25 protein-coding genes and 1 pseudogene are annotated in these 24,778 nt (G+C 63.6%); 13 read left to right on the top strand and 13 right to left on the bottom strand.

The window, feature by feature from the left end:
- Positions 1-77: 77 nt before the first annotated feature.
- The 10 genes from LOY54_RS01765 (at position 78) to LOY54_RS01810 (ending at position 12,443) form a co-directional block, all read left to right on the top strand.
- On the top strand, positions 78-1,481 hold the full coding sequence (locus LOY54_RS01765; protein WP_093377005.1) for an amino acid permease: 1,404 nt from the start codon (positions 78-80) through the stop codon (positions 1,479-1,481).
- 15 nt (positions 1,482-1,496) lie between these two features.
- Positions 1,497-2,702, top strand: coding sequence for an imidazolonepropionase (gene hutI / locus LOY54_RS01770; protein WP_258608991.1), 1,206 nt, complete (start codon positions 1,497-1,499; stop codon positions 2,700-2,702).
- Positions 2,703-2,712: 10 nt separating this feature from the next.
- Complete coding sequence (gene hutG, locus LOY54_RS01775; RefSeq protein WP_258608993.1) at positions 2,713-3,516, top strand: N-formylglutamate deformylase; 804 nt, start codon at positions 2,713-2,715, stop codon at positions 3,514-3,516.
- 160 nt (positions 3,517-3,676) lie between these two features.
- Positions 3,677-4,648: a prolyl aminopeptidase gene (gene pip / locus LOY54_RS01780; RefSeq protein WP_045193887.1), complete on the top strand. Its 972-nt coding sequence runs from the start codon at positions 3,677-3,679 to the stop codon at positions 4,646-4,648.
- Entirely contained in the window at positions 4,645-5,082 is a 438-nt protein-coding gene (gene dtd / locus LOY54_RS01785) for a D-aminoacyl-tRNA deacylase (protein WP_045193886.1), read from the top strand. The genes pip and dtd overlap by 4 nt, the downstream gene beginning before the upstream one ends.
- Before the next feature lie 261 nt (positions 5,083-5,343).
- Positions 5,344-7,059, top strand: a complete 1,716-nt coding sequence (locus LOY54_RS01790) for a glucan biosynthesis protein G (RefSeq protein ID WP_258608995.1) — start codon at positions 5,344-5,346, stop codon at positions 7,057-7,059.
- Entirely contained in the window at positions 7,052-9,625 is a 2,574-nt protein-coding gene (gene mdoH, locus LOY54_RS01795; protein WP_045193885.1) for a glucans biosynthesis glucosyltransferase MdoH, read from the top strand. The genes LOY54_RS01790 and mdoH overlap by 8 nt, the downstream gene beginning before the upstream one ends.
- 251 nt (positions 9,626-9,876) lie before the next feature.
- Positions 9,877-10,677, top strand: coding sequence for a transporter substrate-binding domain-containing protein (locus LOY54_RS01800; RefSeq protein ID WP_176794300.1), 801 nt, complete (start codon positions 9,877-9,879; stop codon positions 10,675-10,677).
- 76 nt (positions 10,678-10,753) lie between these two features.
- Positions 10,754-11,716: an amino acid ABC transporter permease gene (locus tag LOY54_RS01805; protein WP_045193883.1), complete on the top strand. Its 963-nt coding sequence runs from the start codon at positions 10,754-10,756 to the stop codon at positions 11,714-11,716.
- Positions 11,709-12,443, top strand: coding sequence for an amino acid ABC transporter ATP-binding protein (locus LOY54_RS01810; RefSeq protein WP_258610679.1), 735 nt, complete (start codon positions 11,709-11,711; stop codon positions 12,441-12,443). Before LOY54_RS01805 ends, LOY54_RS01810 begins: the two co-directional genes overlap by 8 nt.
- Positions 12,444-12,521: 78 nt before the next feature.
- Here LOY54_RS01810 and LOY54_RS27495 read toward each other — a convergent pair whose 3' ends face one another.
- The 11 genes and pseudogenes from LOY54_RS27495 to ubiE all read right to left on the bottom strand — a co-directional run bounded on the left by LOY54_RS27495 (position 12,522) and on the right by ubiE (position 20,490).
- Positions 12,522-13,394, bottom strand: coding sequence for a methyl-accepting chemotaxis protein (locus LOY54_RS27495; RefSeq protein ID WP_374045263.1), 873 nt, complete (start codon positions 13,392-13,394; stop codon positions 12,522-12,524).
- A pseudogene (locus tag LOY54_RS27500) lies at positions 13,377-14,492 on the bottom strand (methyl-accepting chemotaxis protein); the annotation flags it as partial. The pseudogene LOY54_RS27500 and the gene LOY54_RS27495, both read right to left, overlap by 18 nt.
- Before the next feature lie 24 nt (positions 14,493-14,516).
- Positions 14,517-15,224 (bottom strand): 16S rRNA (uracil(1498)-N(3))-methyltransferase, encoded by a 708-nt coding sequence (locus LOY54_RS01820; RefSeq protein WP_258608997.1) that lies wholly within the window; start codon positions 15,222-15,224, stop codon positions 14,517-14,519.
- Complete coding sequence (gene tatC, locus LOY54_RS01825; protein ID WP_045193879.1) at positions 15,221-16,012, bottom strand: twin-arginine translocase subunit TatC; 792 nt, start codon at positions 16,010-16,012, stop codon at positions 15,221-15,223. Before tatC ends, LOY54_RS01820 begins: the two co-directional genes overlap by 4 nt.
- A complete protein-coding gene (tatB, locus tag LOY54_RS01830) occupies positions 16,009-16,392 on the bottom strand; it encodes a Sec-independent protein translocase protein TatB (protein ID WP_258608999.1) in 384 nt (127 codons plus the stop codon). The genes tatC and tatB overlap by 4 nt, the downstream gene beginning before the upstream one ends.
- Positions 16,393-16,395: 3 nt before the next feature.
- Entirely contained in the window at positions 16,396-16,665 is a 270-nt protein-coding gene (locus LOY54_RS01835) for a twin-arginine translocase TatA/TatE family subunit (protein ID WP_045193875.1), read from the bottom strand.
- Between the two features lie 25 nt (positions 16,666-16,690).
- Entirely contained in the window at positions 16,691-17,026 is a 336-nt protein-coding gene (locus tag LOY54_RS01840) for a phosphoribosyl-ATP diphosphatase (protein WP_010222337.1), read from the bottom strand.
- A 1-nt stretch (position 17,027) separates the two neighbouring features.
- Entirely contained in the window at positions 17,028-17,420 is a 393-nt protein-coding gene (hisI, locus tag LOY54_RS01845) for a phosphoribosyl-AMP cyclohydrolase (RefSeq protein WP_258609001.1), read from the bottom strand.
- 72 nt (positions 17,421-17,492) lie between these two features.
- Positions 17,493-19,100 (bottom strand): ubiquinone biosynthesis regulatory protein kinase UbiB, encoded by a 1,608-nt coding sequence (gene ubiB, locus LOY54_RS01850; RefSeq protein WP_045193871.1) that lies wholly within the window; start codon positions 19,098-19,100, stop codon positions 17,493-17,495.
- Positions 19,097-19,720, bottom strand: a complete 624-nt coding sequence (locus tag LOY54_RS01855) for an SCP2 domain-containing protein (protein ID WP_123564872.1) — start codon at positions 19,718-19,720, stop codon at positions 19,097-19,099. The genes ubiB and LOY54_RS01855 overlap by 4 nt, the downstream gene beginning before the upstream one ends.
- The gene (ubiE, locus tag LOY54_RS01860) at positions 19,720-20,490 is read right to left on the bottom strand and encodes a bifunctional demethylmenaquinone methyltransferase/2-methoxy-6-polyprenyl-1,4-benzoquinol methylase UbiE (RefSeq protein WP_045193869.1); all 771 of its coding nucleotides are present in this window, start codon (positions 20,488-20,490) and stop codon (positions 19,720-19,722) included. The genes LOY54_RS01855 and ubiE overlap by 1 nt, the downstream gene beginning before the upstream one ends.
- Positions 20,491-20,614: 124 nt before the next feature.
- On the opposite strand from ubiE, the gene LOY54_RS01865 reads away from it, so the two are divergent.
- The 3 genes from LOY54_RS01865 to LOY54_RS01875 all read left to right on the top strand — a co-directional run bounded on the left by LOY54_RS01865 (position 20,615) and on the right by LOY54_RS01875 (position 22,348).
- Positions 20,615-20,890 carry a polyhydroxyalkanoic acid system family protein gene (locus tag LOY54_RS01865; RefSeq protein ID WP_045193867.1) on the top strand — a complete coding sequence of 92 codons (276 nt, stop codon included), beginning with the start codon at positions 20,615-20,617 and terminating at the stop codon, positions 20,888-20,890.
- A 227-nt stretch (positions 20,891-21,117) separates the two neighbouring features.
- Positions 21,118-21,537: a phasin family protein gene (locus LOY54_RS01870; RefSeq protein WP_045193865.1), complete on the top strand. Its 420-nt coding sequence runs from the start codon at positions 21,118-21,120 to the stop codon at positions 21,535-21,537.
- A gap of 10 nt (positions 21,538-21,547) precedes the next feature.
- Positions 21,548-22,348 (top strand): phasin family protein, encoded by an 801-nt coding sequence (locus LOY54_RS01875; protein ID WP_258609003.1) that lies wholly within the window; start codon positions 21,548-21,550, stop codon positions 22,346-22,348.
- A 117-nt stretch (positions 22,349-22,465) separates the two neighbouring features.
- Here the strand turns inward: LOY54_RS01875 and LOY54_RS01880 are convergent, their stop codons facing one another.
- Both LOY54_RS01880 and phaC read right to left on the bottom strand, forming a co-directional pair.
- Positions 22,466-23,080: a TetR/AcrR family transcriptional regulator gene (locus tag LOY54_RS01880; RefSeq protein ID WP_045193863.1), complete on the bottom strand. Its 615-nt coding sequence runs from the start codon at positions 23,078-23,080 to the stop codon at positions 22,466-22,468.
- Between the two features lie 13 nt (positions 23,081-23,093).
- On the bottom strand, positions 23,094-24,776 hold the full coding sequence (gene phaC / locus LOY54_RS01885) for a class II poly(R)-hydroxyalkanoic acid synthase (protein ID WP_093376960.1): 1,683 nt from the start codon (positions 24,774-24,776) through the stop codon (positions 23,094-23,096).
- Between the last annotated feature and the right edge of the window lie 2 nt (positions 24,777-24,778).

The raw sequence follows: 24,778 nt of genomic DNA on the forward strand, positions 1-24,778 counted from the left end.
CCTCATTGGGGGCGGGCTTGCGCCGGGATTGGCGCGCCCGTTCATTCTCACGACCAGAACAAGAATAAGGACGTGACATGCAAGAAGCTCAAGGACTCAAGCGCGGGCTGACCGCGCGACACATTCGTTTCATGGCGCTGGGCTCGGCGATCGGTACCGGGCTGTTCTACGGCTCCGCCTCGGCCATCCAGATGGCCGGCCCTGCAGTACTGCTGGCCTACCTGATCGGCGGTGCAGCGGTATTCATGGTCATGCGCGCGCTGGGCGAAATGGCTGTGCACAACCCGGTGTCCGGTTCCTTCGGCCACTACGCCAGCACCTACCTGGGGCCGATGTCGGGGTTTATCCTCGGCTGGACCTATGCCTTTGAAATGATCATCGTCTGCCTCGCCGACGTCACCGCCTTCGGCATCTATATGGGCTTCTGGTTTCCGGAAGTGGCGCGCTGGATCTGGGTGCTGGGCATCGTCTTCCTGATCGGCGGCCTGAACCTGTGCAACGTCAAGGTGTTCGGCGAGATGGAATTCTGGCTGTCGCTGCTCAAGGTCGGCGCCATCGTCGCGATGATCCTCGCCGGTTTCGGCATCATGGCCTTCGGCCTGAGTAATGCCGCTGCCGATAACGCCGTGGGCATCAGCAACCTGTTCGAGCATGGCGGCTTCATGCCCAACGGCATTGGTGGCCTGATCGCCTCGTTTGCCGTGGTGATGTTTGCCTTTGGCGGTATCGAAATCATCGGTATCACTGCCGGTGAAGCCAAGGACCCGCAGCGCGTTATCCCCAAGGCAATCAACGCCGTGCCGATGCGCATCCTGCTGTTCTATGTGCTGACGTTGTTCGTGTTGATGTGCCTGTACCCATGGCCGCAGATCGGCAGCCAGGGCAGCCCGTTCGTGCAGATCTTCAGTAACCTGGGGATTGGCTCGGCGGCGACCGTGCTGAACATCGTGGTGATTTCCGCCGCGGTCTCGGCGATCAACAGCGACATCTTCGGCGCCGGGCGCATGATGTACGGCCTGGCCCAGCAAGGTCAGGCGCCCAAAGGCTTTGCCAAGATCTCCCGGCATGGCGTGCCATGGATGACCGTGCTGGTCATGGGCGCAGCGTTGCTCGGCGGTGTGGTGCTCAACTACTTGATCCCGGAAAACGTGTTCCTGCTGATTGCCTCGATCGCCACCTTTGCGACCGTCTGGGTGTGGCTGATGATCCTGGTAACCCAGGTTGCCATGCGCCGCAGCATGAGCCGTGAAGAAGTTGCCCAACTGAAATTCCCGGTACCGTTCTGGCCTTATGGCCCGGCGGCAGCGATTGCCTTCATGCTGTTCGTCTTTGGCGTACTCGGGTACTTCCCTGATACTCAAGCCGCGCTGCTGGTCGGCGTGGTCTGGGTATTGTTCCTGGTGGTGGCCTACAAGCTCTGGTGCAAGCCGCAGGTGGTTGCCGCCGAGCAGCCGCTGGTGCAGGAACCTTCTCAACTCTGATCAAGGAGACTCTGGATGAAAACCCTCTGGCAGCATTGCCATGTGGCAAGCATGGCGCAAGGTACTTACTCGATCATCGAGGATGCGGCGATCGTCACCAGCGCCGGCCATATCGAATGGATCGGGCCGCGCCAGCAGCTGCCGGCCCTGGTCGCTGACAGAACCGTGGACCTGGGCGGCGCCTGGGTCACTCCGGGGTTGATCGACTGCCACACCCACGCGGTGTTTGGCGGCAACCGCAGCGGCGAGTTCGAGCAGCGCCTGCAAGGCGTCAGCTATGCCGAGATCGCCGCCCAGGGCGGCGGCATCGCCAGTACCGTGCGGGCGACCCGCGCGGCCAGCGAAGACGAGCTGTTCGCCAGTGCCCGCCAGCGCGTGCAGGCGCTGATGCATGATGGCGTCACCACCCTGGAGATCAAGTCCGGCTACGGCCTTGACCTGGCCAGCGAGCGCAAGCTGCTCAAGGTTATCCGCCGCCTTGGCGAGGAGCTGCCGCTCACCGTGCGCAGCACCTGCCTGGCAGCCCACGCCTTGCCACCGGAATACAAGGATCGGGCTGACGACTACATCAGCCATATCTGTGACGAAATGCTCCCGGCCCTGGCGGCCGAGGGTTTGGTGGATGCAGTGGATGCCTTCTGCGAGTACCTGGCGTTCTCGCCGGCCCAGGTCGAGCGGGTGTTCATCAAGGCTCGCGAACTGGGCCTGCCGGTCAAGCTGCATGCCGAGCAACTGTCGTCGCTTGCAGGCTCCAGCCTGGCGGCACGCTACCAGGCGCTGTCGGCCGATCACCTGGAATTCATGACCGAAGACGACGCCATCGCCATGGCGGCGGCCGGGACCGTAGCGGTACTGCTGCCCGGTGCGTTCTACTTTCTGCGCGAAACCCAGTTGCCACCGATGGACGCGCTGCGCAAGCATGGGGTGAAAATTGCCATTGCCAGCGACCTCAACCCCGGCACTTCGCCGGCGCTGTCGCTGCGGCTAATGCTGAACATGGCCTGTACCCTGTTCCGCATGACCCCGGAAGAAGCCCTGGCCGGTGTCACCCTGCATGCGGCAACCGCTTTGGGCCTGGGCGACAGCCATGGTTCGCTGGAAGTGGGCAAGGTTGCCGACTTTGTCGCCTGGCAGATCGAGCGACCGGCCGACCTGGCCTACTGGCTCGGCGGCGACCTGCCCAAGCGGGTGGTGCGCCTGGGCCATGAAATTTCCAATTGAGAGAGGGCGTATGGACAAGGTACTGAACTTTCACCAGGGCACGCTGCCGCTGCTGATCAGCATGCCCCACGCCGGTTTGAAGCTGACCCCGGCGGTGCAGAACGGCCTGGTCGGGCAGGCGCAAAGCTTGCCGGACACCGACTGGCACATTCCGCAGCTTTATGAGTTTGCCCAAGGCCTGGGCGTGAGCGTGGTCGCCGCCGAGTACTCGCGTTTCGTCATCGACCTGAACCGCCCGGACGACGACAAGCCGCTGTACGTTGGCGCCACCACCGGCCTGTACCCGGCCACGCTGTTTGAGGGCGAGCCGTTGTTCAAGGACGGCCAGGCGCCCTCGGCACAGGAGCGGGCGGGGTACCTGGAAGCCATCTGGCGGCCCTACCACGACACCATCCGCAGCGAGCTGGCGCGCTTGCGCGAGCAGTTCGGCTACGCCTTGCTGTGGGATGCCCACTCGATTCGTTCACACATCCCGCACCTGTTCGACGGCAAGCTGCCGGACTTCAACCTCGGCACCTTCAATGGCGCCAGTTGTGATCCGCAACTGGCCGAACGGCTGCAAGGTGTTTGTGCAAAATTTGAGCAGTACAGTCATGTGCTCAATGGTCGCTTCAAGGGTGGGCATATCACCCGCCACTATGGCGACCCGGCCAACAACATTCATGCAGTGCAGCTGGAGCTGGCGCAGAGCACCTACATGGAAGAGGTCGAGCCGTTCAAGTACCGCGAGGACCTGGCAGCGCCGACCCAGGTGGTGTTGAAGCAGTTGCTCCAGACCTTGCTGGCGTGGGGCAAGGAGCGCTATTCGCGCTGATTGCGCGGCGCCTGCATCGCGGGGCAAGCCTGCTCCCACAGTTCTCGTTGGAGCGGGCTTGCCCCGCGATGAGGCCCCAAAGCCATCACAGGTACATGCTCAAAGCGCAATTCAGGTTTATGATGCCCAACGGCAGAATAATTCCCACACGGAGTGCGTAATGCAGACCTTGTACCCGCAGATCAAACCCTACGCCCGGCACGATCTGGCCGTGGAAGCACCGCATGTGCTGTATGTCGATGAAAGCGGTTCGCCGGAAGGTCTGCCGGTGGTGTTCATCCATGGTGGCCCGGGTGCCGGCTGCGATGCCCAGAGCCGCTGCTACTTCGACCCCAATCTGTACCGCATCATCACCTTCGACCAGCGCGGCTGCGGCCGTTCGACCCCGCATGCCAGCCTGGAAAACAACACCACCTGGCACCTGGTCGAAGACCTGGAGCGCATCCGCAAGCACCTGGGGATCGACAAGTGGGTGCTGTTCGGCGGCTCGTGGGGCTCGACCCTGGCCCTGGCCTACGCCCAGACCCACCCCGAGCGCGTGCATGGGCTGATTTTGCGTGGCATCTTCCTGTGCCGCCCGCAAGAGATCGAGTGGTTCTACCAGGCCGGCGCCAGCCGCCTGTTTCCCGATTACTGGCAGGACTACATCGCGCCGATCCCGGCCGAAGAGCGCGGCGACCTGGTCAAGGCTTTCCACAAGCGCCTCACCGGCAACGACCAGATCGCCCAGATGCACGCAGCCAAGGCCTGGTCGACCTGGGAAGGGCGCACCGCGACCCTGCGGCCCAACCCGCTGGTGGTCGATCGCTTCTCCGAGCCACAGCGCGCGCTGTCGATCGCCCGCATCGAGTGCCACTACTTCACCAACAATGCCTTCCTTGAACCGGACCAGTTGATCCGCGACATGCCGAAGATCGCCCACCTGCCGGCGGTGATCGTGCATGGCCGCTACGACGTGATCTGCCCGCTGGACAACGCTTGGGAGCTGCACCAGGCCTGGCCGAACAGTGAGCTTAAGGTGATTCGCGACGCTGGCCACGCGGCCTCGGAGCCCGGCATCACCGACGCCCTGGTGCGCGCCGCCGACCAGATGGCCCGGCGCCTGCTCGACCTGCCCCTGGAAGAAGCATGAAGGGCTTGCTGCAACGCGTGCGTGGCGCGCGGGTGGATGTCGAGGGCAAAACCGTTGGCGCGATCGACCAGGGCCTGCTGGTGCTGGTCGCGGTCGAGCCGGGCGATACCCGCGGCCATGCCGACAAGCTGCTGCACAAGCTGCTCAACTACCGGGTGTTCAGCGACCCACAGGGCAAGATGAACCTGTCGCTCAAGGATATCGGCGGCGGCCTGCTGCTGGTGTCGCAGTTCACCCTGGCCGCCGATACCCAGAGCGGCCTGCGCCCGAGCTTTTCGACGGCTGCGCCGCCAGCGCTAGGGGCCGAGCTTTTCGACTATTTGCTGGCCCAGGCGCAGGCGCAACATGCAACGGTTGCCAGTGGTCAGTTCGGTGCTGACATGCAAGTGCACCTGGTCAATGATGGCCCCGTAACATTTATGTTACAAATCTGATGGCAAAAAACCCCTGTTTGCGGGAAAACAAGGGGTTTTGTAGCATAAATAGTTTGATCAGCCTGATGCGTTGTAACGCAGCCTGCTGGATAATCGCGCGCCATGTGGGCCTGCGTTCGTGGGTTCGTTTCACTCTGACTTGAGACTGTCCGGAACCGTTTGGGGAATCATTGCGCCCTTTCGGAGTCCGAACAGTGCTCGCCAACCTGGCATATGTCGCTGGCCGTTGGTTTTATGATCTGTTTTCGGCGAGGGTTGCTCGTGATTGTAAGTCCCTGTAATGCACCAAGAACTCCTGGCAATCGGCTGCGCACGGCGCTGTTGGCAGGCGCAACGCTGGTAAGCCTGCTCGGCGCAGGCCAGCTCTGGGCGTTCAACCTTGACGATGTCGCGGCCAAGGCGAAGGATCTTGCCGGACAAAAGTACGAAGCGCCGAAAAGCAATCTGCCGGCGGTGTTCCGTGACATGAAGTACGCGGACTACCAGAAAATCCGCTTCCTCAACGAAAAAGCCGAGTGGGCCAAGGACAAGACGCCGTTCAAGCTGTCCTTCTACCACCAGGGCATGCATTTCGACACGCCGGTCAAGATCAACGAAATCACCACCAAGGCGGTGAAAGAGATCAAGTACGACCCGAGTCGTTTCGATTTCGGCGACCTGCAGTTCGACGCCAAGGCCACCGAGAAGCTGGGGTACGCCGGTTTCCGCGTGCTTTACCCGATCAATAAGGCCGACAAGCAGGATGAAATCATGACCCTGCTGGGCGCCAGCTATTTCCGCGTGGTCGGCAAGGGCCATGTGTATGGCCTGTCGGCTCGTGGCCTGGCGATCGATACCGCGCTGCCATCGGGCGAAGAATTCCCGCGCTTCACCGAGTTCTGGGTCGAGCGTCCGAAACCGACCGACAAGCAACTGGTGATCTACGCGCTGCTCGATTCGCCGCGTTCCACCGGCGCCTACCGCCTGACCCTGCGTCCGGGCAGCGACACCATTGTCGACGTGCAGTCCAAGGTGTTCCTGCGTGACCACGTCAGCCGCCTGGGCATCGCCCCGCTGACCAGCATGTTCCTGTTCGGCGGCAACCAGCCGTCCAAGGTACTCAACTACCGTCCGGCCCTGCACGACTCCGAAGGCCTGTCGATCCATGCCGGCAACGGCGAGTGGCTGTGGCGCCCGCTGAACAACCCGAAACACCTGGCCGTGAGCAACTTCAGCGTCGAGAACCCGCGTGGTTTCGGCCTGCTGCAACGCCAGCGCGAGTTCAGCCAGTTCGAAGACCTCGACGACAACTACCAGAAGCGTCCAAGCGCCTGGATCGAGCCGGTCGGTGACTGGGGCAAGGGTACCGTCGATCTGGTCGAGATCCCGACTGCCGACGAAACCAACGACAACATCGTGGCCTTCTGGAGCCCGGAGAAACTGCCGGAGCCAGGTACCCCGTTCGAATACGCCTACCGCCTGCATTGGACCATCGACGAGTCCAACCTGCATTCGCCGAACCTGGGCTGGGTCAAGCAGACCCTGCGCTCGACCGGTGACGTCAAGCAGTCCAACCTGATCCGTCAGCCCGATGGCAGCGTGGCCTTCCTGGTCGACTTCGAAGGCCCGGTATTGGCTAAACTGCCGGAAGACACCGCCGTGCGCAGCCAGGTCAGCGTTGGCGACAATGCCGAAGTGGTCGAGAACAATCTGCGCTACAACCCGGACATCAAGGGCTGGCGCCTGACCCTGCGGTTGAAGATCAAGGATCCGGGCAAGTCCGTGGAGATGCGCGCCGCCCTGCTGCGTGACGTTCCGGTCGAGCCGGCCAAGCCTGCCAAACCAAGCAAGCAGGACAAAGCCGCGGCCAAACACGCCAAGGCCGACAAGCCTGCCGAGCAACCTGCCGCCGACGCGGCGTCCACCACCGGGGCACCGGCCACCACCGAACAGGTGCTGACCGAGACCTGGAGCTATCAGTTGCCTGCCGATGAGTAATGCCCATACCCGGCCAGAATCGCTCAGCGAATACCTGGCCCACCTGCCCCTGAGCGACGAGCAGCGCGCGGAACTCGCCCGTTGCTCCTCGTTCAGCGAGCTGCATCAACGCCTGTCTGCCCAGCCGGGCGCCGACGCTGCCGAGGCCGTCCAGGCCTCGGTGGGCGAGCGCCTGCACGTGACCTGCGCCGAAGAGCTGCAAGACGCCGAGATGCTCGCGGTGGACGGCAGCGGCCGGGTGTGCCTGAAGGCCACGCCGCCGATCCGGCGCACCCGGGTCATCCCCGAGCCGTGGCGGACCAATATCCTGATCCGCGCCTGGCGCCGCCTGACCGGCCGCACCAACGCCCCGGCCCCGGAAAAACGCGAGCTGCCCAAGGCACGCTGGCGCTGGGTCGGTTCGATGCGCCGCTACATCCTGCTGGCGCTGATGCTCGGCCAGACCATCGTCGCCGGTTGGTACATGAAGGGCATCCTGCCGTACCAGGGCTGGTCGTTCGTCGACCTCGACGAGGTCATGCACCAGCCGCTGCTGCAAACCGCCACGCAAGTCTGGCCGTATGCCCTGCAGACCAGCATTCTGATTCTCTTCGGGATCCTCTTTTGCTGGGTCTCGGCGGGCTTCTGGACCGCGCTGATGGGCTTCCTCGAGCTGCTCACCGGGCGGGACAAATACCGCATCTCCGGCAGCAGTGCCGGCAATGAGCCGATCGAGGCCGGTGCCCGCACCGCGATCGTCATGCCGATCTGCAACGAAGACGTGCCACGGGTGTTCGCCGGCCTGCGGGCGACCTTCGAGTCGGTGGCCGCCACCGGTGACCTCGACCGTTTCGACTTCTTCGTGCTCAGCGACACCAACGACACCGACATCGCCGTGGCCGAGCAACAGGCCTGGCTGGAAGTCTGCCGCGAGTCCAAGGGTTTCGGGCGGATCTTCTACCGTCGCCGGCGTCGCCGGGTCAAACGCAAGAGCGGCAACCTCGACGACTTCTGCCGGCGCTGGGGCGGCGACTACCGCTACATGGTCGTGCTCGATGCCGACAGCGTGATGAGCGGCGAATGCCTGACCAGCCTGGTGCGCCTGATGGAGGCCAATCCGGACGCCGGGATCATCCAGACCGCGCCGAAAGCCTCGGGCATGGACACCCTGTATGCGCGCATGCAGCAGTTCGCCACCCGCGTCTACGGCCCGCTGTTCACCGCCGGCCTGCACTTCTGGCAGCTCGGCGAGTCGCACTATTGGGGCCACAACGCGATCATCCGCATGAAGCCCTTCATCGAGCACTGCGCCCTGGCGCCATTGCCGGGCAAGGGTGCCTTTGCCGGTGCGATCCTCTCCCACGACTTCGTTGAAGCGGCGCTGATGCGTCGTGCCGGTTGGGGCGTGTGGATTGCCTACGACCTGCCGGGCAGCTATGAAGAACTGCCGCCGAACCTGCTCGATGAGCTCAAGCGCGACCGGCGCTGGTGTCACGGCAACCTGATGAACTTCCGCCTGTTCCTGGTCAAGGGCATGCACCCTGTACACCGTGCGGTGTTCCTCACCGGGGTGATGTCGTACCTGTCGGCGCCGTTGTGGTTCTTCTTCCTGGTGTTGTCGACCGCGTTGCTGGCGACCAACACCCTGATGGAGCCACAGTACTTCCTCGAGCCGCGCCAGCTCTACCCGTTGTGGCCGCAGTGGCACCCGGAGAAAGCCATCGCGCTGTTCTCCACCACCATCGTGCTGCTGTTCCTGCCCAAGCTGCTCAGCGTCATCCTGATCTGGGCCAAGGGCGCGAAAGAGTTCGGCGGGCGCTTCAAGGTCACCGTGTCGATGCTGCTGGAGATGCTCTTCTCCATGCTCCTGGCGCCGGTGCGGATGATTTTCCACACCCGCTTCGTGCTCGCCGCGTTCCTCGGTTGGGCCGCGACCTGGAACTCGCCGCAGCGTGACGACGACTCCACTCCTTGGAGCGAAGCGGTACGCCGTCATGGTCCGCAAACCCTGCTGGGCGTGGCCTGGGCACTGCTGGTAGCCTGGCTCAACCCGAGCTTTTTGTGGTGGCTGGTGCCGATCGTCGGTTCGCTGATGCTGTCGATCCCGGTCTCGGTGATCTCCAGCCGCGTGCACCTGGGCCTGCGTGCCAAGGACGAAAGCCTGTTCCTGATCCCTGAGGAATACGCCACGCCGCAGGAGCTGCTGGCCACCGACCAGTACACCCACGAGAACCGCTGGCATGCCATGCACGACGGTTTCGTGCGTGCCGTGGTCGATCCGCAGCAGAACGCCTTGGCTTGTGCCCTGGCGACCGCTCGCCACGGTGTCGCGGCGCCGATCGAGGCACTGCGTGCCGAGCGTATCGCCAAGGCCCTGGAGGTCGGCCCGAACGGCCTGGACGGCAACACCCGCCTGGCCCTGCTCAGCGACCCGGTCGCCCTGGCGCGCCTGCACACAGCAGTCTGGGATGGGCAGAACGAGGCCTGGCTGGGCGTCTGGCGCCAGTCGATCGCCAATGATCCGCACTCGCCGCTGCTGCCGCTGCATCCAGAGCCTGCGGCGCAGCCTTCGATGGCCAGCGCCTGATCGTCTGACAGGCTCAAGCAATCGCCGGCAACGCCGGCTCTCACAGGGTTGTATGCACAACTGACCTTGGGGGAGCCGGTGTTGCCGGCGATGCTTTTTCTGGTATCAATGCGTAACAAAGTCATCTTCGGCTATATGTACCGTGCCGTTCATGCGTTAGCATCCCACCCCGAATATCTCGCACCCGTCGCTGTAGGACGGTTCGCGCCAAAAATAAAATTCGAGCTTTCCTGCTAGGGGATCTGGTGATGATTAAGAAGTATCTGTCGATGCTGCTGGTCGGCGTCACGGCGCTGGTTGCGGTAAGTGCCGCGCAGGCGGCTGGTGCCATCGATGACGCGGTCAAGCGCGGCACCCTGCGTGTCGGCATGGACCCTACCTACATGCCGTTCCAGATGACCAACAAGCGCGGCGAGATCATCGGCTTCGAGGTCGATATCCTCAAGGCCATGGCCAAGTCCATGGGCGTCAAGCTGGAGATGGTCTCCACCGCCTATGACGGCATCATCCCGGCGCTGATGACCGACAAGTTCGACATGATCGGCAGCGGCATGACCCTGACCCAGGAACGCAACCTCAAGCTGAACTTCAGCGAACCCTTCATCGTGGTCGGCCAGACCCTGCTGATCCGCAAGGAACTGGCAGACGAGATCAAGTCCTACAAAGACCTGAACAACGACAAGTACCGCCTGACCTCCAAGCTCGGCACCACCGGCGAAATGGTCGCCAAGAAGCTGATCGGCAAAGCCAAGTACCACGGCTATGACAACGAGCAGGAAGCGGTGATGGACGTGGTCAACGGCAAGGCCGACGCCTTCGTCTATGACGCGCCGTACAACGTCGTGGCGGTGAACAAGGCCGGCGCTGGCAAGCTGCTGTTCCTCGACAAGCCGTTCACCTTCGAACCGCTGGCCTTCGGCCTGAAGAAGGGCGACTACGACAGCCTCAACTTCATCAACAACTTCCTGCACCAGATCAAGCACGACGGTACCTACGATCGAATCCACGACAAGTGGTTCAAGGACACCGCCTGGCTCAAGGACATGGAATAAGGCCAAGGCCCCACGCCTGGCTTGAAACCCGACGCGCAGGCTGGTCCTGCGCGTTCGCTTTTACGGAAGTACCCTCGTGATCAAACACAACAAAGCCCAGTGGCCCTGGCACGGGCTGACCGCGCTGGTCCTGATCGGCCTGGCGATCAGCCTGTATTACGCGACCTCGCTGATGTCCTACGAGTGGCGCTGGAACCGGGTGCCGCAGTATTTCGCCTACCAGGCCGAAGTCGCCCAGCGCGTGAGTGAAAACGGCACCATCGAAGCCATCGTCAGCAAGGGCGACATGGCCAGCGTCACCGTACGTGACGAGAGCGGTGGCGAGCAGGTCTTCGAAGTCGAGCAGGCCAGCGTACAGCTGTCGCGCGGCGACGATGTGGCCGAAGGCGACCTGATCGGCGTTACCCACCACTGGGCCGCGGGCCCGCTGGCCTGGGGCCTGTGGACCACGGTATGGATCTCGGTCGCCTCCGGTGTGCTGGGGCTGTTGATCGGACTGTTTGCCGGGCTCTGCCGGCTGTCGAACAACCCGACATTGCGCGACCTGTCGACGGTCTATGTCGAGCTGGTGCGCGGCACGCCGCTGCTGGTGCAGATCTTTATCTTCTACTTCTTCATCGGCACCGTGCTCAACCTGTCCCGGGAGTTTGCCGGGGTGGCGGCGCTGGCGCTGTTTACCGGCGCCTACGTCGCCGAGATCGTCCGTGCCGGGGTGCAGTCGATTGCCAGGGGCCAGGGTGAAGCGGCCCGTTCGCTGGGCCTGAGCGCTGGCCAGTCGATGCGCCACGTGGTGCTGCCGCAAGCCTTCAAGCGCGTGCTGCCGCCGCTGGCCGGGCAGTTCATCAGCCTGGTCAAGGACACCTCGCTGGTCTCGGTGATCGCCATCACCGAACTGACCAAAAGCGGTCGCGAGGCGATCACCACTTCGTTCTCGACCTTCGAGATCTGGTTCTGCGTCGCCGGCCTGTACCTGTTGATCAACCTGCCGCTGTCGCACATGGCCAGCCGGCTTGAGCGGAGGCTTGCGCAAAGTGATTGAAGTCCGTGACCTGGTAAAAGTCTTCGATACCCGTGGGCAGGTGGTGCGCGCGGTCGATCACGTCAGCACCGACGTCGCCAAGGGCGAAGTGCTGGTAGTGCTCGGCCCTTCGGGTTCGGGCAAGTCGACCTTCCTGCGCTGCCTGAACGGCCTGGAGTCGTTCGATGAAGGCACCGTGGCCATTGACGGCCTGCAGTTGGCCGACCCGAAGACCGACGTCAACGCCTACCGCCGCGAAGTCGGTATGGTGTTCCAGCATTTCAACCTGTTCCCGCACATGACCGTGCTGGAGAACCTGTGCCTGGCGCAAAAAGTCGTGCGCAAGCGCGGCAAGGCCGAGCGCGAAGCCAAGGCCCAGGCCTTGCTGGAGAAGGTCGGTATCGCCCAGAAGGCCAACGAGTACCCATCACGCTTGTCCGGTGGCCAGCAACAGCGGGTGGCGATCGCCCGCGCCCTGGCCATGGACCCCAAGGTGATGCTGTTCGATGAGCCGACCTCGGCGCTCGACCCGGAAATGGTCGGCGAAGTGCTCGATGTGATGAAGACCCTGGCCCTGGAAGGCATGACCATGGTCTGCGTCACCCACGAAATGGGCTTCGCCCGGGAAGTGGCGGATCGGGTACTGTTCTTCGATCACGGCAAGCTGCTGGAAGATTCACCGCCGGAGGCGTTCTTCACTTCACCCAAGGACCTGCGCGCCCAGGCGTTTTTGCGTCAGGTGCTCTAGGGCCTCATCGCGGGGCAAGTCGAGTCGTCGCACCGCCGCTCCCACTTATGTGGGAGCGGGCTTGCCCCGCGATGCTTTCTACAGCTGGAACTTGCCGACCAGCGTCTGCAGATGCGTCCCCAACCGCGCCAGCTCGACGCTCGACGCCGCGGTCTCTTCACTGGCGGCCGAGGTCTGGTCCGACACGTCGCGCACATTCATCACGCTCCGGTTGATCTCTTCGGCCACCGCGCTCTGCTGCTCGGCAGCAGCGGCGATCTGCTGGTTCATCGCCTGGATCGACGACACGGTGCGGGTGATGGTTTCCAGCGAGGTGCCGGCGCGGCGGGTCAGCTCGACGCTGCTGTCGGTCAGGCCGCGGCTGGCGTCCATGACCGTGGCAACCTGCTGGGTGCCGTTCTGCAGGCCGGCGATCAGCTGTTCGATCTCTTCGGTGGACTGCTGGGTGCGCTGGGCCAGGCTGCGCACTTCATCGGCGACCACGGCAAAGCCACGCCCGGCTTCACCGGCGCGGGCAGCTTCGATGGCGGCGTTGAGGGCCAGCAGGTTGGTCTGCTGGGCCACCGACTTGATCACATCGAGCACACTGCCGATCTTGTCGCTTTCGGCCTTGAGCTGGCCCATGGCTTCGCTGGAGTGGTTGACCTCGCTGGCCAGGCGCTCGATCTGGGCGATGGCTTCGCCGACCACCCGATCGCCTTCGCGGGCCTGCTGGTCGGCCATCACCGCCGCCTCGGAGGCTTCCTCGGCGTTGCGCGCGACTTCCTGCACAGTGGCGGCCATTTCGTTCATGGCGGTGGCGACCTGGTCGGTCTCGACCTTTTGATTGTTGACCCCGGCGCTGGTCTGCTCGGTGACTGCCGACAGCTCTTCGGCGGCGCTGGCAATCTGGGTGACGCCGTCACCGATGCCACCGATCAGTTCGCGCAGGCTCACAGTCATGCGCTGCATGCTGCGCTGTAATTGGCCCAGCTCGTCACGGCGATCGACCTTGAGGTCGTGGCGCAGGTCGCCACTGGCGACGCGGTCGGCGGCGTTGAGGGTCTGGCGCAGGGGGATGACGATCTGCCGGGTAATCGCCCAGGCGGCCAGCAGGCCGAACAACAGGGCCAGCACGGTGGCCAGGGCTAGCATCGACTTGGCATGCTGCGACTCGGCATCGCGCAGGCCGGTGAGGGTGGTGGTCAGTTGCTGGCTTTGCTCGATCAGGCTCTGGCCGAGCACAATCATGTGCTGCGCGGCCTGCTCGGAGGCGCTTTGCGCATTGCCGAACTCGACCACCGCGCCACGGTAGTTGCCCAGGGCACGGGCGGCCTGGTTGAAGTTGCTGGTGTAACTGGCCGGCAGCACTTCGGCCAGGGTCTTGAGCTGCGAGGTGGCCTGGTCGATGGCTTCAAGCGCCGTTTGCTGGAACTCGGGCTTGCCGCTGTAGGTATAGCCACGCACCTGGAAGCGCGCCTGTTGCAGCAGTTTGCTGGCGCCGACCACGCTGTTGAACAGGTTCAGGTCGCTGCCGCCGAGCAGTTGTTGCTCGACCTGGGCGATCAGCGCTGCGGCCTCGTCGGCGCTGCTGCCGAGCACGGCCCGAGCGGCTTCGCGCTGCTGGGCGGCTTTGTCGGCACTGGTCAGGGCCTGGTGGTACTGGCGCACGGCATCGTGCTGCTGCTCGATACGGCGGCGGTTCTCGGGCAGGACAATACGTTGGTCGACCGCTTGCAGCTGGCGTTCAAGCGCCGCCAGGGCGTTGCTCAGACCCTGCGCTGCAGCCTCGTCGCCCTTGAGCTGGAAGCCCTGGCGGGCAATGCGCAGCTCCAGGGTGGCCTGGTGCACCTGGGAGATGCCGCCCAGGGTGTCGCCACGCTCGGTAATGCCGTTCAGGCCCTGCCAGCCGGTCAGGGTAATGGCCAGGGTCAGCAACAGGACCAGGCCGAAGCCGATGCCGAGTTTGAGATTGACGCTCACGTTACCCAGGTGCTGGGCTAACCAACGGTACATGGTGGGACTCCATTGCGATCGGCAGAGGCGATTATTGTTCTGGTGCCAATGCATCGGCCTGGAGCGGCAAAACTGAAGTCAGAACAAGCGTGCCAATAGCGCGGTGACCGCGGTCTCGACGCGCAGGATGCGTTCGCCAAGCTGTACCGGGGCAAGGCCGGCCTTGCCCAGCAGGTCGATCTCGTAGGGAATCCAGCCGCCTTCCGGGCCGATGGCCAGGGTAACGGGCTCGTTCAACCCGCGTGGGCACGGCGGGTACTGGCCAGGATGGCCAACCAGGCCGAGGGTGCCGTCGCTGATGGCTGGCAGGCGGTCTTCGACAAACGGCTTGAAACGCTTTTCGATGATGACTTCGGGCAGCACCGTGTCGCGGGTCTGCTCAAGGCCGAGGATCAGTTGTTCGCGGATCGCCTCGGGTTCGAGGAACGGTGTTTGCCAGAAGCTCTTTTCGACCCGGTAGCTGTTGACCAGGATGACCTTCGGCACGCCCATGGTGGCAACGGTCTGGAACACCCGGCGGAGCATCTTCGGCCGTGGCAGCGCCAGCACCAGGGTCAGCGGCAGTTTGGCCGGAGGCGGCTGGTCGAAACTGACCTTGAGTTCTGCTTCATGGCCTTCCAGGCGCAGGACTTCGGCCTGGCCCATCAGCCCGCCGATACGCCCGACCCGCAGGCTGTCGCCCACTGCCACACGGTGGATTTCCTGCATGTGGGTGAAGCGCCGGTCAGCCAGCACCACACGGTCGGCCGCAATAAAATCGGCTTCTTCGAGTAACAGCAGGTTCACGGCTGGGTCGCTGGCGGTTGGTCGTTATGGTCGTCGGCAGCGTCTTGCGGGTGCTCGCTGCGCTTGCGGATCAGCCCGCCAAACAGCACGCCGATCTCGAACAGCAGCCACATCGGCACCGCCAGCAGGGTCTGCGAGAAGATGTCCGGCGGGGTGAGGATCATGCCGACCACGAAGCAGCCGATGATCACGTACGGGCGGATCTTTCTCAGGTACTTCACGTCGACCACGCCGATCCACACCAGCAGCACTACGGCCACCGGGATCTCGAAGGCCACGCCGAAGGCGAAGAACAGGGTCATGACGAAATCCAGGTAGCTGGAAATGTCCGTCATCATCGACACCCCTTCCGGGGTGGCGCTGGCGAAGAAGCCGAAGATCAGCGGGAACACCAGGAAATAGGCGAAGGCCATGCCGGCGTAGAACAGGATGATGCTCGACACCAGCAACGGAATGGCGATGCGCTTTTCATGGCGGTACAGGCCCGGCGCGATGAAGCCCCAGATCTGCTGCAGGATCAGCGGAATGGCCAGGAACAGCGAAACGATCATGGTCAGCTTGAACGGCGTCAGGAACGGCGAGGCGACGTCGGTGGCGATCATCGTCGCGTTGGCCGGCAAGTGCGCGCGCAATGGCGCCGAGACCAGGGTGTAGATCTGCTGCGCGAAGGAAAACAGCCCGGCGAAGATCAGGAAGATGGCCGCGACGCAGCGCAGCAGGCGTGTACGCAACTCGGTGAGGTGCGAAACCAGCGGCATCGGCTGGTCGTTTTCCGGAATATCGCTCATGGGGCTCGCGGTGGCTGTGTCGGTTCGGTGGGCGCGCTGGTGGCTGGCGGCGTGGGTTCGCTGCTGACCGGGGCGGGCGCCGGGGCGCTTTCGCTGGTGGCTGCCGGGGTTGCCGGCGGCTCGTGCGTGACGCTGTTGGGGTTGAGGATCTTGCGCGCTTCCTGCTCCATGGAGAGGATGTGCTCGTTGTGCAACTGACGACGGATGTCATCGGCGCCGATTTCGCGCTCGACCTCCTGCTTGATCGCATTGAAGCTGCGCTTGAGCCGGCCGATCCACAGCCCGGCGGTGCGCGCGGCACCCGGCAGGCGCTCGGGGCCGAGCACCAGCAGGGCCACCAGGCCCACGAGCAACAGTTCGCTGAAGCTGATCCCGAACATTGATCAATCTTTCCTGATCGGCTCTTCGACCTTGTGGGCCTGGCCGTCGATGGTCTGCGGCTGGTTCAGCGGCGAAGCGGCCTGGGGCTGGACCGGTTGCACTGGCGGTGGCGTCTGCTCGGCCGGCTTGGACTCTTCTTCGTTCATGGCTTTCTTGAAGCCCTTGATCGACTCGCCCAGGTCGCTGCCGAAGTTCTTCAGCTTCTTGGTACCGAACACCAGTACCACCACCACCAGCAGGACGATCCAGTGTTTCCAGTCAAAAATACCCATGGTGCAATCCCTCGAAATAATTCAGTTAGGCCGACGGCTGACGCGCTGCTTTCTCGGCGTGCCCGGACAGGCCGAAGCGGCGGTCCAGCTCGTCCAGCACCGCCTGCGGGTGCTGGCCCAGTTGGGCGAGCATGACCAGGCTATGGAACCACAGATCGGCGGTCTCGTAGATGACATCGCTGCAGTCGCCACTGTGGGCGGCGTCCTTGGCGGCGATGATGGTCTCGACCGACTCTTCGCCGAGCTTTTCCAGAATCTTGTTCAGGCCCTTGTGATACAGGCTGGCCACGTACGAGCTGTCGGGCTCGGCGCCTTTGCGCGCTTCCAGTACTTCGGCCAGGCGGGTCAGGGTGTCGCTCATGTCAGTGTCCTGCGCTGTAGATGGCATTCGGGTCCTTGAGGACGGGGTCGACGGTCTTCCACTCACCGTGCTCGAAGACCCGGTAGAAGCAGCTTTCGCGGCCGGTATGGCAGGCGATATGACCCAGTTGTTCCACCATCAGGATGATCACGTCGGCGTCGCAGTCCAGGCGCATTTCGTGCAGTTTTTGCACGTGGCCGGACTCTTCGCCCTTGCGCCACAGTTTGCCACGCGAACGTGACCAGTAGATGGCCCGCTGCTCAGCGGCGGTCAGCGCCAGCGATTCGCGGTTCATCCAGGCCATCATCAGCACGCGCCCGGTCTTGTGGTCCTGGGCGATAGCCGGTACCAGGCCATTGCTGTTCCAGTTGATCTCGTCCAGCCAGTCTTTCATCTTCGACTCCAAAACCGGGTTCGATCCTTCGCCGAACCCTTGCGCTAGTGTGCCAGCCAGCGGCCCGGCTGGCTATCGACGCACGATCAGGTAGAGGCCGGCAGCCAGCATCAGCCAGGCCGGCCAGGCAGCAGGGGCGCTGAGGCTCACCGCGCCGGCTGCCAGAGTGGCGCCGCCGCCAAGCAGGCCGGCACCGAGCAGGCGCAGGGCCCAGTGATCGCTCTTGTGCTGCCAGGGTGCTGGCGGGTCGGCCAGGTGCGGCTGCGACATGCGTTCGAGCAGGTCGCGGGTCATGCCGGCCAGGTGCGGGATCTGCTCGACCTGGCCATGCAGGTTCTGCAGCAGGGTCTTGGGGCTGACCCGCTCGCGCATCCAGCGCTCTAGAAACGGCTGGGCGGTGCTCCACAGGTCGAGGTCCGGGTACAGCTGGCGGCCCAGGCCTTCGATGTTGAGCAGGGTTTTCTGCAGCAGCACCAGCTGCGGCTGGACTTCCATGTTGAAGCGTCGCGCGGTCTGGAACAGACGCATCAGCACCTGGCCGAAGGAAATATCCTTTAACGGTTTTTCGAAGATCGGCTCGCACACGGTGCGGATCGCCGCTTCGAATTCGTTGAGCTTGGTCTGCGCCGGTACCCAGCCCGAATCGATGTGCAACTGCGCTACACGGCGGTAGTCGCGCTTGAAGAAGGCAAACAGGTTGCGCGCCAGGTAGTCCTGGTCCTCGGGGGTCAGGCTGCCGACGATGCCGCAGTCGATGGCAATGTACTGCGGGCTCCACGGCTTGACCGTGCTGACGAAGATGTTGCCAGGGTGCATGTCGGCGTGGAAGAAGCTGTCACGAAACACCTGGGTGAAGAAGATCTCCACGCCGCGCTCGGCGAGCATCTTCATGTCGGTGCGCTGGTCGGCCAGGGTCGCAAGGTCAGTGACCTGAATACCGTAGATGCGCTCCATCACCAGCACTTTCGGCCGGCACCAGTCCCAGTAGACCTGGGGCACGTACATCATCTCCGAGCCTTCGAAGTTGCGCTTGAGCTGGCTGGCGTTGGCCGCCTCGCGCAACAGGTCGAGTTCGTCGTAGATGGTCTTTTCGTAGTCGTTGACCACTTCCACCGGGTGCAGCAGGCGCGCATCGGCCGAAACCCGTTCGGCCCCGCGGGCGATCAGGAACAGCCAGGCGAGGTCCTGGGCAATGATCGGCTTGAGCCCCGGGCGCACGACCTTGACCACCACCTCTTCACCGCTCTTGAGCTTGGCCGCGTGGACCTGGGCTACCGACGCCGAAGCCAGCGGCTCGACGTCGAAGCGGCTGAACACTTCGCTGATTTTCGCGCCGAGCTGTTCTTCGATCAGGGCGATGGCTTTTTGCGGATCGAATGGCGGAACCCGGTCTTGCAGCAGCATCAGCTCGTCGGCGATGTCTTCGGGCAGCAGGTCGCGGCGGGTCGACAGCAACTGGCCGAACTTGATGAAGATCGGCCCCAGGTCCTGCAGCGCCAGGCGCAGGCGCGCGCCACGGCTAAGCTGCAGCTCCTTGCGCGGTAGCCAGCGCCAGGGCATGGCATAGCGCAGGCCCATCAGCCACCAGGGCAGGGGCAGGGCGAACAGCAGGTCATCGAGACGGTAACGGATCACGACGCGCTGGATGCGCAACAGACGGCGGACGGCAAGCAGCTTCATGCGTTATCGCTGGTATCAAGGGATCGGGCAAGGCGCTCGATGCGCGCCTCAAGGCGTTCAATATCGACTTTGAGCGTGTCGAGTTCGCTGAAACGGGCTTCGGCTTCGCGCTGGCCGACCAGGGTCCGGGCCTCTTCGGCGAGGTACTCGGAAAGGTTCTGGTTGAGCGCCGCCAGGCCCTGGCGGGTCCAGTTGGCGCGGCTGCGCAAGTGGCCGCTGAGCAGTTGCGTGGCGACCGGGCCGAGCCAGCGCGAGACTTCGTACTCCCAGTCGAGCTCCAGGTCCTGCAGTACCGCCACCAGGTCGAGCAGCACCGCACTGTCGCCTTCAAGCTCGACCTGCGGGCTGTGCAACACGGCGCTCTTGTCCTGGCTGAGGGCCAGGCGCAGCAGGCTGCTGGCCGGCGCGCGCAGGGTGCAGTCGGCCTCATTGGCCCAGTGCGTGGCAAGCATCAGGCCTTCGTCACTGGGCAGGATGAACAGCTGCAGGGCCGGCTGGCGGCAGTCGATGGCAATCACCTTGCCGTCGAGCGGGCGCAGGCGCGGCAGCGCTGTGCTGTCCAGGCGCAAAACACGGTTGAGGCCGTGTTCGACGCTGGCGAGCAGGCCGGCCAGGAGCATCAGGGCTTGATTCCGCGGTGCAGGGCGACGATGCCGCTGGTCATGTTGTGGTAGGTGACGCGGTCGAAACCGGCCTCGACCATCATCGCTTTGAGGGTTTCCTGGTCAGGGTGCATGCGGATCGATTCGGCCAGGTAGCGATAGCTTTCCGAGTCGTTGGTGATCAGCTTGCCGGCCAGCGGCATGAAGGCGAACGAATAGGCATCGTAGACCTTGGACATCAGCTTGTTGGTCGGCTTGGAAAATTCCAGCACCAGCAGGCGGCCGCCGGGCTTGAGCACCCGCAGCATGGAGCGGATGGCGTCTTCCTTGTGGGTGACGTTGCGCAGGCCGAAGGCGATGGTCACGCAGTCGAAATGGTTGTCCGGGAACGGCAGCTTTTCAGCGTCGGCCTGGACGAACTCGATGTTGCCGGCCACGCCGCGGTCGAGCAGGCGGTCGCGGCCAACCTTGAGCATCGACTCGTTGATGTCGGCCAGGACCACCTGGCCGGTGGGGCCGACCAGTTGCGAGAACTTGGCCGCCAGGTCGCCGGTGCCGCCCGCGATGTCGAGCACCCGGTTACCCGGACGCACGCCCGACAGCTCGATGGTGAAGCGCTTCCACAGGCGGTGCATGCCGCCGGAGAGCACATCGTTCATCAGGTCGTACTTGGCCGCCACCGAGTGGAACACCTCGGCGACTTTCTCGGCCTTCTGGCTTTCCGGCACGTCTTTGTAGCCGAAGTGGGTGGTGGGTTCGGCGTGGTCGCCTTTGCGCTGATCGTTCATATCGCTTCACCGGAAAAAATTACTGGCCATTCTAGGGCGTACGGTCGGATTTGTCTTGGCGGGGTGTGTCGCAGGTGGGGCGCGGGCATAATATAAGTATGCCTTCGAACCCAGGATTGAATGAATGACCCAGATCAGCGTTGAACGCAAACACAGCCTGGGCCGCGACGCGGCCCGGCAAAAGGCCGAGGCCCTGGTCGACAAGCTGGCCCGCGAATACGACCTCAAGGCCAGCTGGAATGGCGACCGCGTCGAGGTCAAGCGCAGTGGCGCCAACGGCAGCGTGCAGATTGGCGAGGACAGCATCAAGGTCGAGCTGAAGCTGGGCATGATGCTGTCGATGATGAGCGGGACCATCAAAAGCGAGATCGAGCGGGCGCTGGATAAGGCGCTCGCCTAGCGGCTCAAGGGGGGAGCTGCAAGCGTTAAGCTGCAAGTGGTTCGCGGTGAGTGGGAGGGGCACGACAGTTTCAAGATCACCGCTGCCTTTCTTGCCGCTTGAAGCTTGAAGCTTGTCGCTGCCCCTTTTATTAGTGTGCCAATTCTAATTTTTCCCCCTACCTTGTGCTCAAGCCCAACTTCCCTGGGCAGTTCCTCCATTTCCGTTCAGAGCGTGAGGTGCAGAGCATGGCCAAAGTTATCCTGAAGAAAAAAGACGACGCCCAGCGCACGTTGGGTGAAGTGCGCAGCTACGCGCGCAAGATCTGGCTGGCAGGCCTCGGGGCTTACACCCGGGTCGGCCAGGAAGGTGCCGACTACCTGAAAGAGCTGGTCAAGGCCGGTGAATCGGTAGAAAAACGCGGCAAGAAAAAGCTCGATGCCAAGGTCGATGCCGCCAACTCCGAGATCGATTCGGTGAAGGGCGAACTGAGCAGCGTGAAGGGCAAGGTCGAGGTTCAACTCGACAAAATCGAAAAGGCTTTCGACACACGGGTCGCGAGCGCCTTGAATCGCATCGGCATTCCGTCTAAACATGACGTGGAGACACTCTCTGTCAAGCTCGATGAGCTCACGGCATTGCTTGAACGTGTCGCACGTAAACAATAAGGAGAGCGGGATGGCTGGCAAGAAGAATACTGAAAAAGAAGGCAGCTCCTGGGTCGGGGGGATCGAGAAGTATTCCCGCAAGATCTGGCTGGCTGGTTTGGGTATCTACTCCAAGATCGATCAGGATGGCAGCAAGGTGTTTGACAACCTGGTCAAGGAGGGTGAGAAAGCTGAAAAACTCGCCAAGGGCTCTGTCGACTCCGCCAAGGCAACCGCCAAGTCGGCGACCTCGCGCATCAGCGACGTCAAGGACCGCGCACTGGGCAAGTGGGACGAGCTCGAAGGTGCTTTCGACAAGCGCCTTAACAGTGCGATTTCGCGCCTTGGCGTGCCGAGCCGCAGTGAGGTCAAGGCGCTGCATTCGAAGGTCGATACGCTGACCAAGCAGATCGAGAAGCTGACCGGTGCATCGGTTACGCCTATCTCGAAGAAACCGGCAGCGAGCAAGACCGCAGCCAAGCCATTGGCCAAGGCTGCAGCGAAACCTGCGGCCAAGCCTGCAGCCAAGCCAGCGGCGAAAACTGCAGCGGCAAAACCTGCAGCCAAGCCAGCGGCGAAAACCGCAGCGGCTAAACCTGCGGCCAAGCCAGCAGCCAAGCCGGTAGCAGCCAAGCCTGCAGCCAAACCGGCTGCGGCGAAGAAGCCGGCAGTGAAAAAGCCAGCGGCCAAGCCAGCAGCGAAACCTGCAGCGGCGAAGCCGGCGGCCCCTGCGGCCAGCGCTGCACCGTCGCCAAGCCCGGCGCCAGCAGCCAGTGCTGCACCGGTCGCACCGGCGTCGTCGCCATCGGCAAGCCCGACCAGCCAGGCCTGATTTCAGGCGGCTGTCAGTCTACGCCCGGCCTTGTGCCGGGCGTTTTCATTATGGGTGTTGTACCGGGTTTGTGGGAGCCGGCCTTGCCGGCGAAAGGGCTGCGAAGCAGTCCTAGGGTCAGCCATCCAGATACCTCAAGGCCAGCTGCTCTGCCGCATACCGCGACCCCGCCTCCAGGTGCGGCGCCACCAGCATCATCACCTGGTAGACCACCACTCCGACCTCACCTTCGCGAGCCAGCACCCGTTGGTAATCGAGCGAGAACAGCAGGGTCAGGGTGATCTGTTCCACCAGTTGCCCCAGCGCCCGCGTATCGCTGAGCACCTGGCCCTGGGCCTTGAGGCTGGCCAGCAGCGCCGCCAGGGTGCGCTTGAGCGCGTTGAGCAGGTTGCGCATGCCGCGGGCCAGCTTGGGCAGGCGCCCGGTCAGGTTCGACAGGTCCTGGAACAGAAACCGGTACTGGGCCATGCGCTCGACGATCAAGTGCAGGAACAACCAGTAGTCCTCGGCATCCAGGCGCACTTCCAGCGGCGGGTCGAGCAGCGGCGTGAGCTCGTCCTCGAAGCGTTCGAACAACCCCAGCACCAGCGGCTCCTTGCCGTGGAAGTGGTAGTAGAGGTTGCCCGGGCTGATGCCCATTTCGTTGGCAATCTCCAGGGTCGAGACATTCGGCTCGCCCTGGCGGTTGAACAGTTGCAGGGCACATTCGAGGATACGGTCGCGGGTTTTCATCCGTTCTTCTTGTTCAGCGCGCCTGCACGTAGCTGCCGGGCGCGGGGTCCATGGGAGGGTAGTTCTGGTTGCCGAGGGCCATCAGGGTTTCGCGCTGCACGCCGGAGCGTGCCTGAATCCACTCCAGCCACTGCGGCCACCAGCTGCCGTCGACCTGCTTGCCATCGTAGAGCCAGGCCCGCGGGTCGCTGCTCAGGCGCGGGTTGTCGACGTAGTGCGCCTTGGGGTTGCCCGGCGGGTTGATGATGCTTTGCACATGGCCGCTGTTGGCAAGGATGAAGCGCTTGTCGCCGCCGAGCAGTGCCGCCGAGCGGTACACCGCATCCCAGGGGGTGATGTGGTCGTTGCTGCCGGCGACGCTGAAGCTGTCGACGTTGACCTTCTGCAGGTCGATCGGCGTGCCGCATACCTCAAGGCCTGCGGCGCGGGCCAGCGGGTTGTGCTTGAAGAAGTCCAGCAGGTCGCCGTGCAGCGCCGCCGGCAGGCGGGTGTTGTCGTTGTTCCAGTAAAGGATGTCGAACGCCGGTGGCGCCTTGCCCAGCAGGTAGTTGTTGACCCAGTAGTTCCAGATCAGGTCGTTGGGGCGCATCCAGGCGAACACCCGGGCGATCTCGCGGCCATCGAGCACGCCTTGCTGGTAGGAACGGCGCTTGGCCGCTTCGAGGGTCTGCTCGTCGGCGAACAGGCTTGCCGGGCTGTCGATCTGGCTGTCGAGCAGGCTGACCAGGTAGGTGGCGCTGCTGACCCGGCGCAGTTGGCGCTTGGCTTGCAAATGGCCTTGCAACGCCGCCATGGTCAGGCCACCGGCACAGGCGCCCATGAGATTGACCTCGCGGCTGCCGGTGATCGCCCGGCACACGTTGAGTGCTTCCTCCAGCGCCTCGACATAACTCGACAGGCCCCACTCACGGTGGCGCGGGTCGGGATTGCGCCAGCTGATCATAAAGGTCTGCAGGCCGTTCTTGAGCATGTACTGGACGAAGCTGTTGGCCGGGCTGAGGTCGAAGATGTAGAACTTGTTGATCTGCGGCGGCACGATCAGCAACGGCCTGGCGTACTGTTTTTCGCTCATCGGCTTGTACTGGATCAGTTCCAGCAGCTCATTGCGAAACACCACCGAGCCCGGCGTGGTGGCCAGGTTACGGCCGACTTCGAAGGCCTGCGGATTGACCTGGCGCGGCAGGCCGTCGTTGTGGCGCAAATCATCGAGCAGGTGGTTGATGCCGCGCACCAGGCTCAGGCCGCCGGAGTTGAACAGCTCCTTGACCGCCAGCGGGTTGAGCAGCGAGTTGCTCGGCGCCACGGCATCGTTGAGCAGGGTGAACAGAAAGTGTGCGCGGGCGCGATCATCGGGTGCCAGCTGGCTTTCATCGATCCACAGGCGGGTCTGCTTCTGCCACGCCAGGTAGGCCTGCAGGCCGCGACTGTAGAGCGGGTTCTGGCTCCAGGCGGGGTCTTTGAAGCGGTTGTCGCGAGGGCCGGGCTGGTAGGGCGTTTCACCCAGCAGCACCTTGCCCAGCTGACCGCCCAGGGCGAGCATGTGCTTGGCGGTATGCAGCGGATGGCGCAAGCCATGACGGCTGACGCTGCGCAAGGTCGAGAGCAGGTCGCGGCCGCGCAGACCGCTGATTGCACTCTGCACGTTCATATAGGTGGCGGGGACCGGTAGCGATCCCTTAGCGGGTTTGTCTTTCATCA

Source organism: Pseudomonas sp. B21-032 (assembly GCF_024748965.1).
Classification (GTDB): Bacteria; Pseudomonadota; Gammaproteobacteria; order Pseudomonadales; family Pseudomonadaceae; genus Aquipseudomonas.

Bases quoted from the DNA above. Each gene is read 5' to 3' on its own strand.
- phaC (WP_093376960.1), bottom strand. From the start codon at position 24,776: ATGAAAGACAAACCCGCTAAGGGATCGCTACCGGTCCCCGCCACCTAT.
- hutG (WP_258608993.1), top strand. From the start codon at position 2,713: ATGGACAAGGTACTGAACTTTCACCAGGGCACGCTGCCGCTGCTGATC.
- LOY54_RS01865 (WP_045193867.1), top strand. From the start codon at position 20,615: ATGACCCAGATCAGCGTTGAACGCAAACACAGCCTGGGCCGCGACGCG.
- tatB (WP_258608999.1), bottom strand. From the start codon at position 16,392: ATGTTCGGGATCAGCTTCAGCGAACTGTTGCTCGTGGGCCTGGTGGCC.
- LOY54_RS01880 (WP_045193863.1), bottom strand. From the start codon at position 23,080: ATGAAAACCCGCGACCGTATCCTCGAATGTGCCCTGCAACTGTTCAAC.
- tatC (WP_045193879.1), bottom strand. From the start codon at position 16,012: ATGAGCGATATTCCGGAAAACGACCAGCCGATGCCGCTGGTTTCGCAC.
- LOY54_RS01875 (WP_258609003.1), top strand. From the start codon at position 21,548: ATGGCTGGCAAGAAGAATACTGAAAAAGAAGGCAGCTCCTGGGTCGGG.
- dtd (WP_045193886.1), top strand. From the start codon at position 4,645: ATGAAGGGCTTGCTGCAACGCGTGCGTGGCGCGCGGGTGGATGTCGAG.
- mdoH (WP_045193885.1), top strand. From the start codon at position 7,052: ATGAGTAATGCCCATACCCGGCCAGAATCGCTCAGCGAATACCTGGCC.
- LOY54_RS01765 (WP_093377005.1), top strand. From the start codon at position 78: ATGCAAGAAGCTCAAGGACTCAAGCGCGGGCTGACCGCGCGACACATT.
- LOY54_RS27495 (WP_374045263.1), bottom strand. From the start codon at position 13,394: ATGCAGCGCATGACTGTGAGCCTGCGCGAACTGATCGGTGGCATCGGT.
- LOY54_RS01870 (WP_045193865.1), top strand. From the start codon at position 21,118: ATGGCCAAAGTTATCCTGAAGAAAAAAGACGACGCCCAGCGCACGTTG.
- pip (WP_045193887.1), top strand. From the start codon at position 3,677: ATGCAGACCTTGTACCCGCAGATCAAACCCTACGCCCGGCACGATCTG.
- LOY54_RS01840 (WP_010222337.1), bottom strand. From the start codon at position 17,026: ATGAGCGACACCCTGACCCGCCTGGCCGAAGTACTGGAAGCGCGCAAA.
- hutI (WP_258608991.1), top strand. From the start codon at position 1,497: ATGAAAACCCTCTGGCAGCATTGCCATGTGGCAAGCATGGCGCAAGGT.
- ubiE (WP_045193869.1), bottom strand. From the start codon at position 20,490: ATGAACGATCAGCGCAAAGGCGACCACGCCGAACCCACCACCCACTTC.
- hisI (WP_258609001.1), bottom strand. From the start codon at position 17,420: ATGAAAGACTGGCTGGACGAGATCAACTGGAACAGCAATGGCCTGGTA.
- LOY54_RS01835 (WP_045193875.1), bottom strand. From the start codon at position 16,665: ATGGGTATTTTTGACTGGAAACACTGGATCGTCCTGCTGGTGGTGGTG.
- ubiB (WP_045193871.1), bottom strand. From the start codon at position 19,100: ATGAAGCTGCTTGCCGTCCGCCGTCTGTTGCGCATCCAGCGCGTCGTG.
- LOY54_RS01855 (WP_123564872.1), bottom strand. From the start codon at position 19,720: ATGCTCCTGGCCGGCCTGCTCGCCAGCGTCGAACACGGCCTCAACCGT.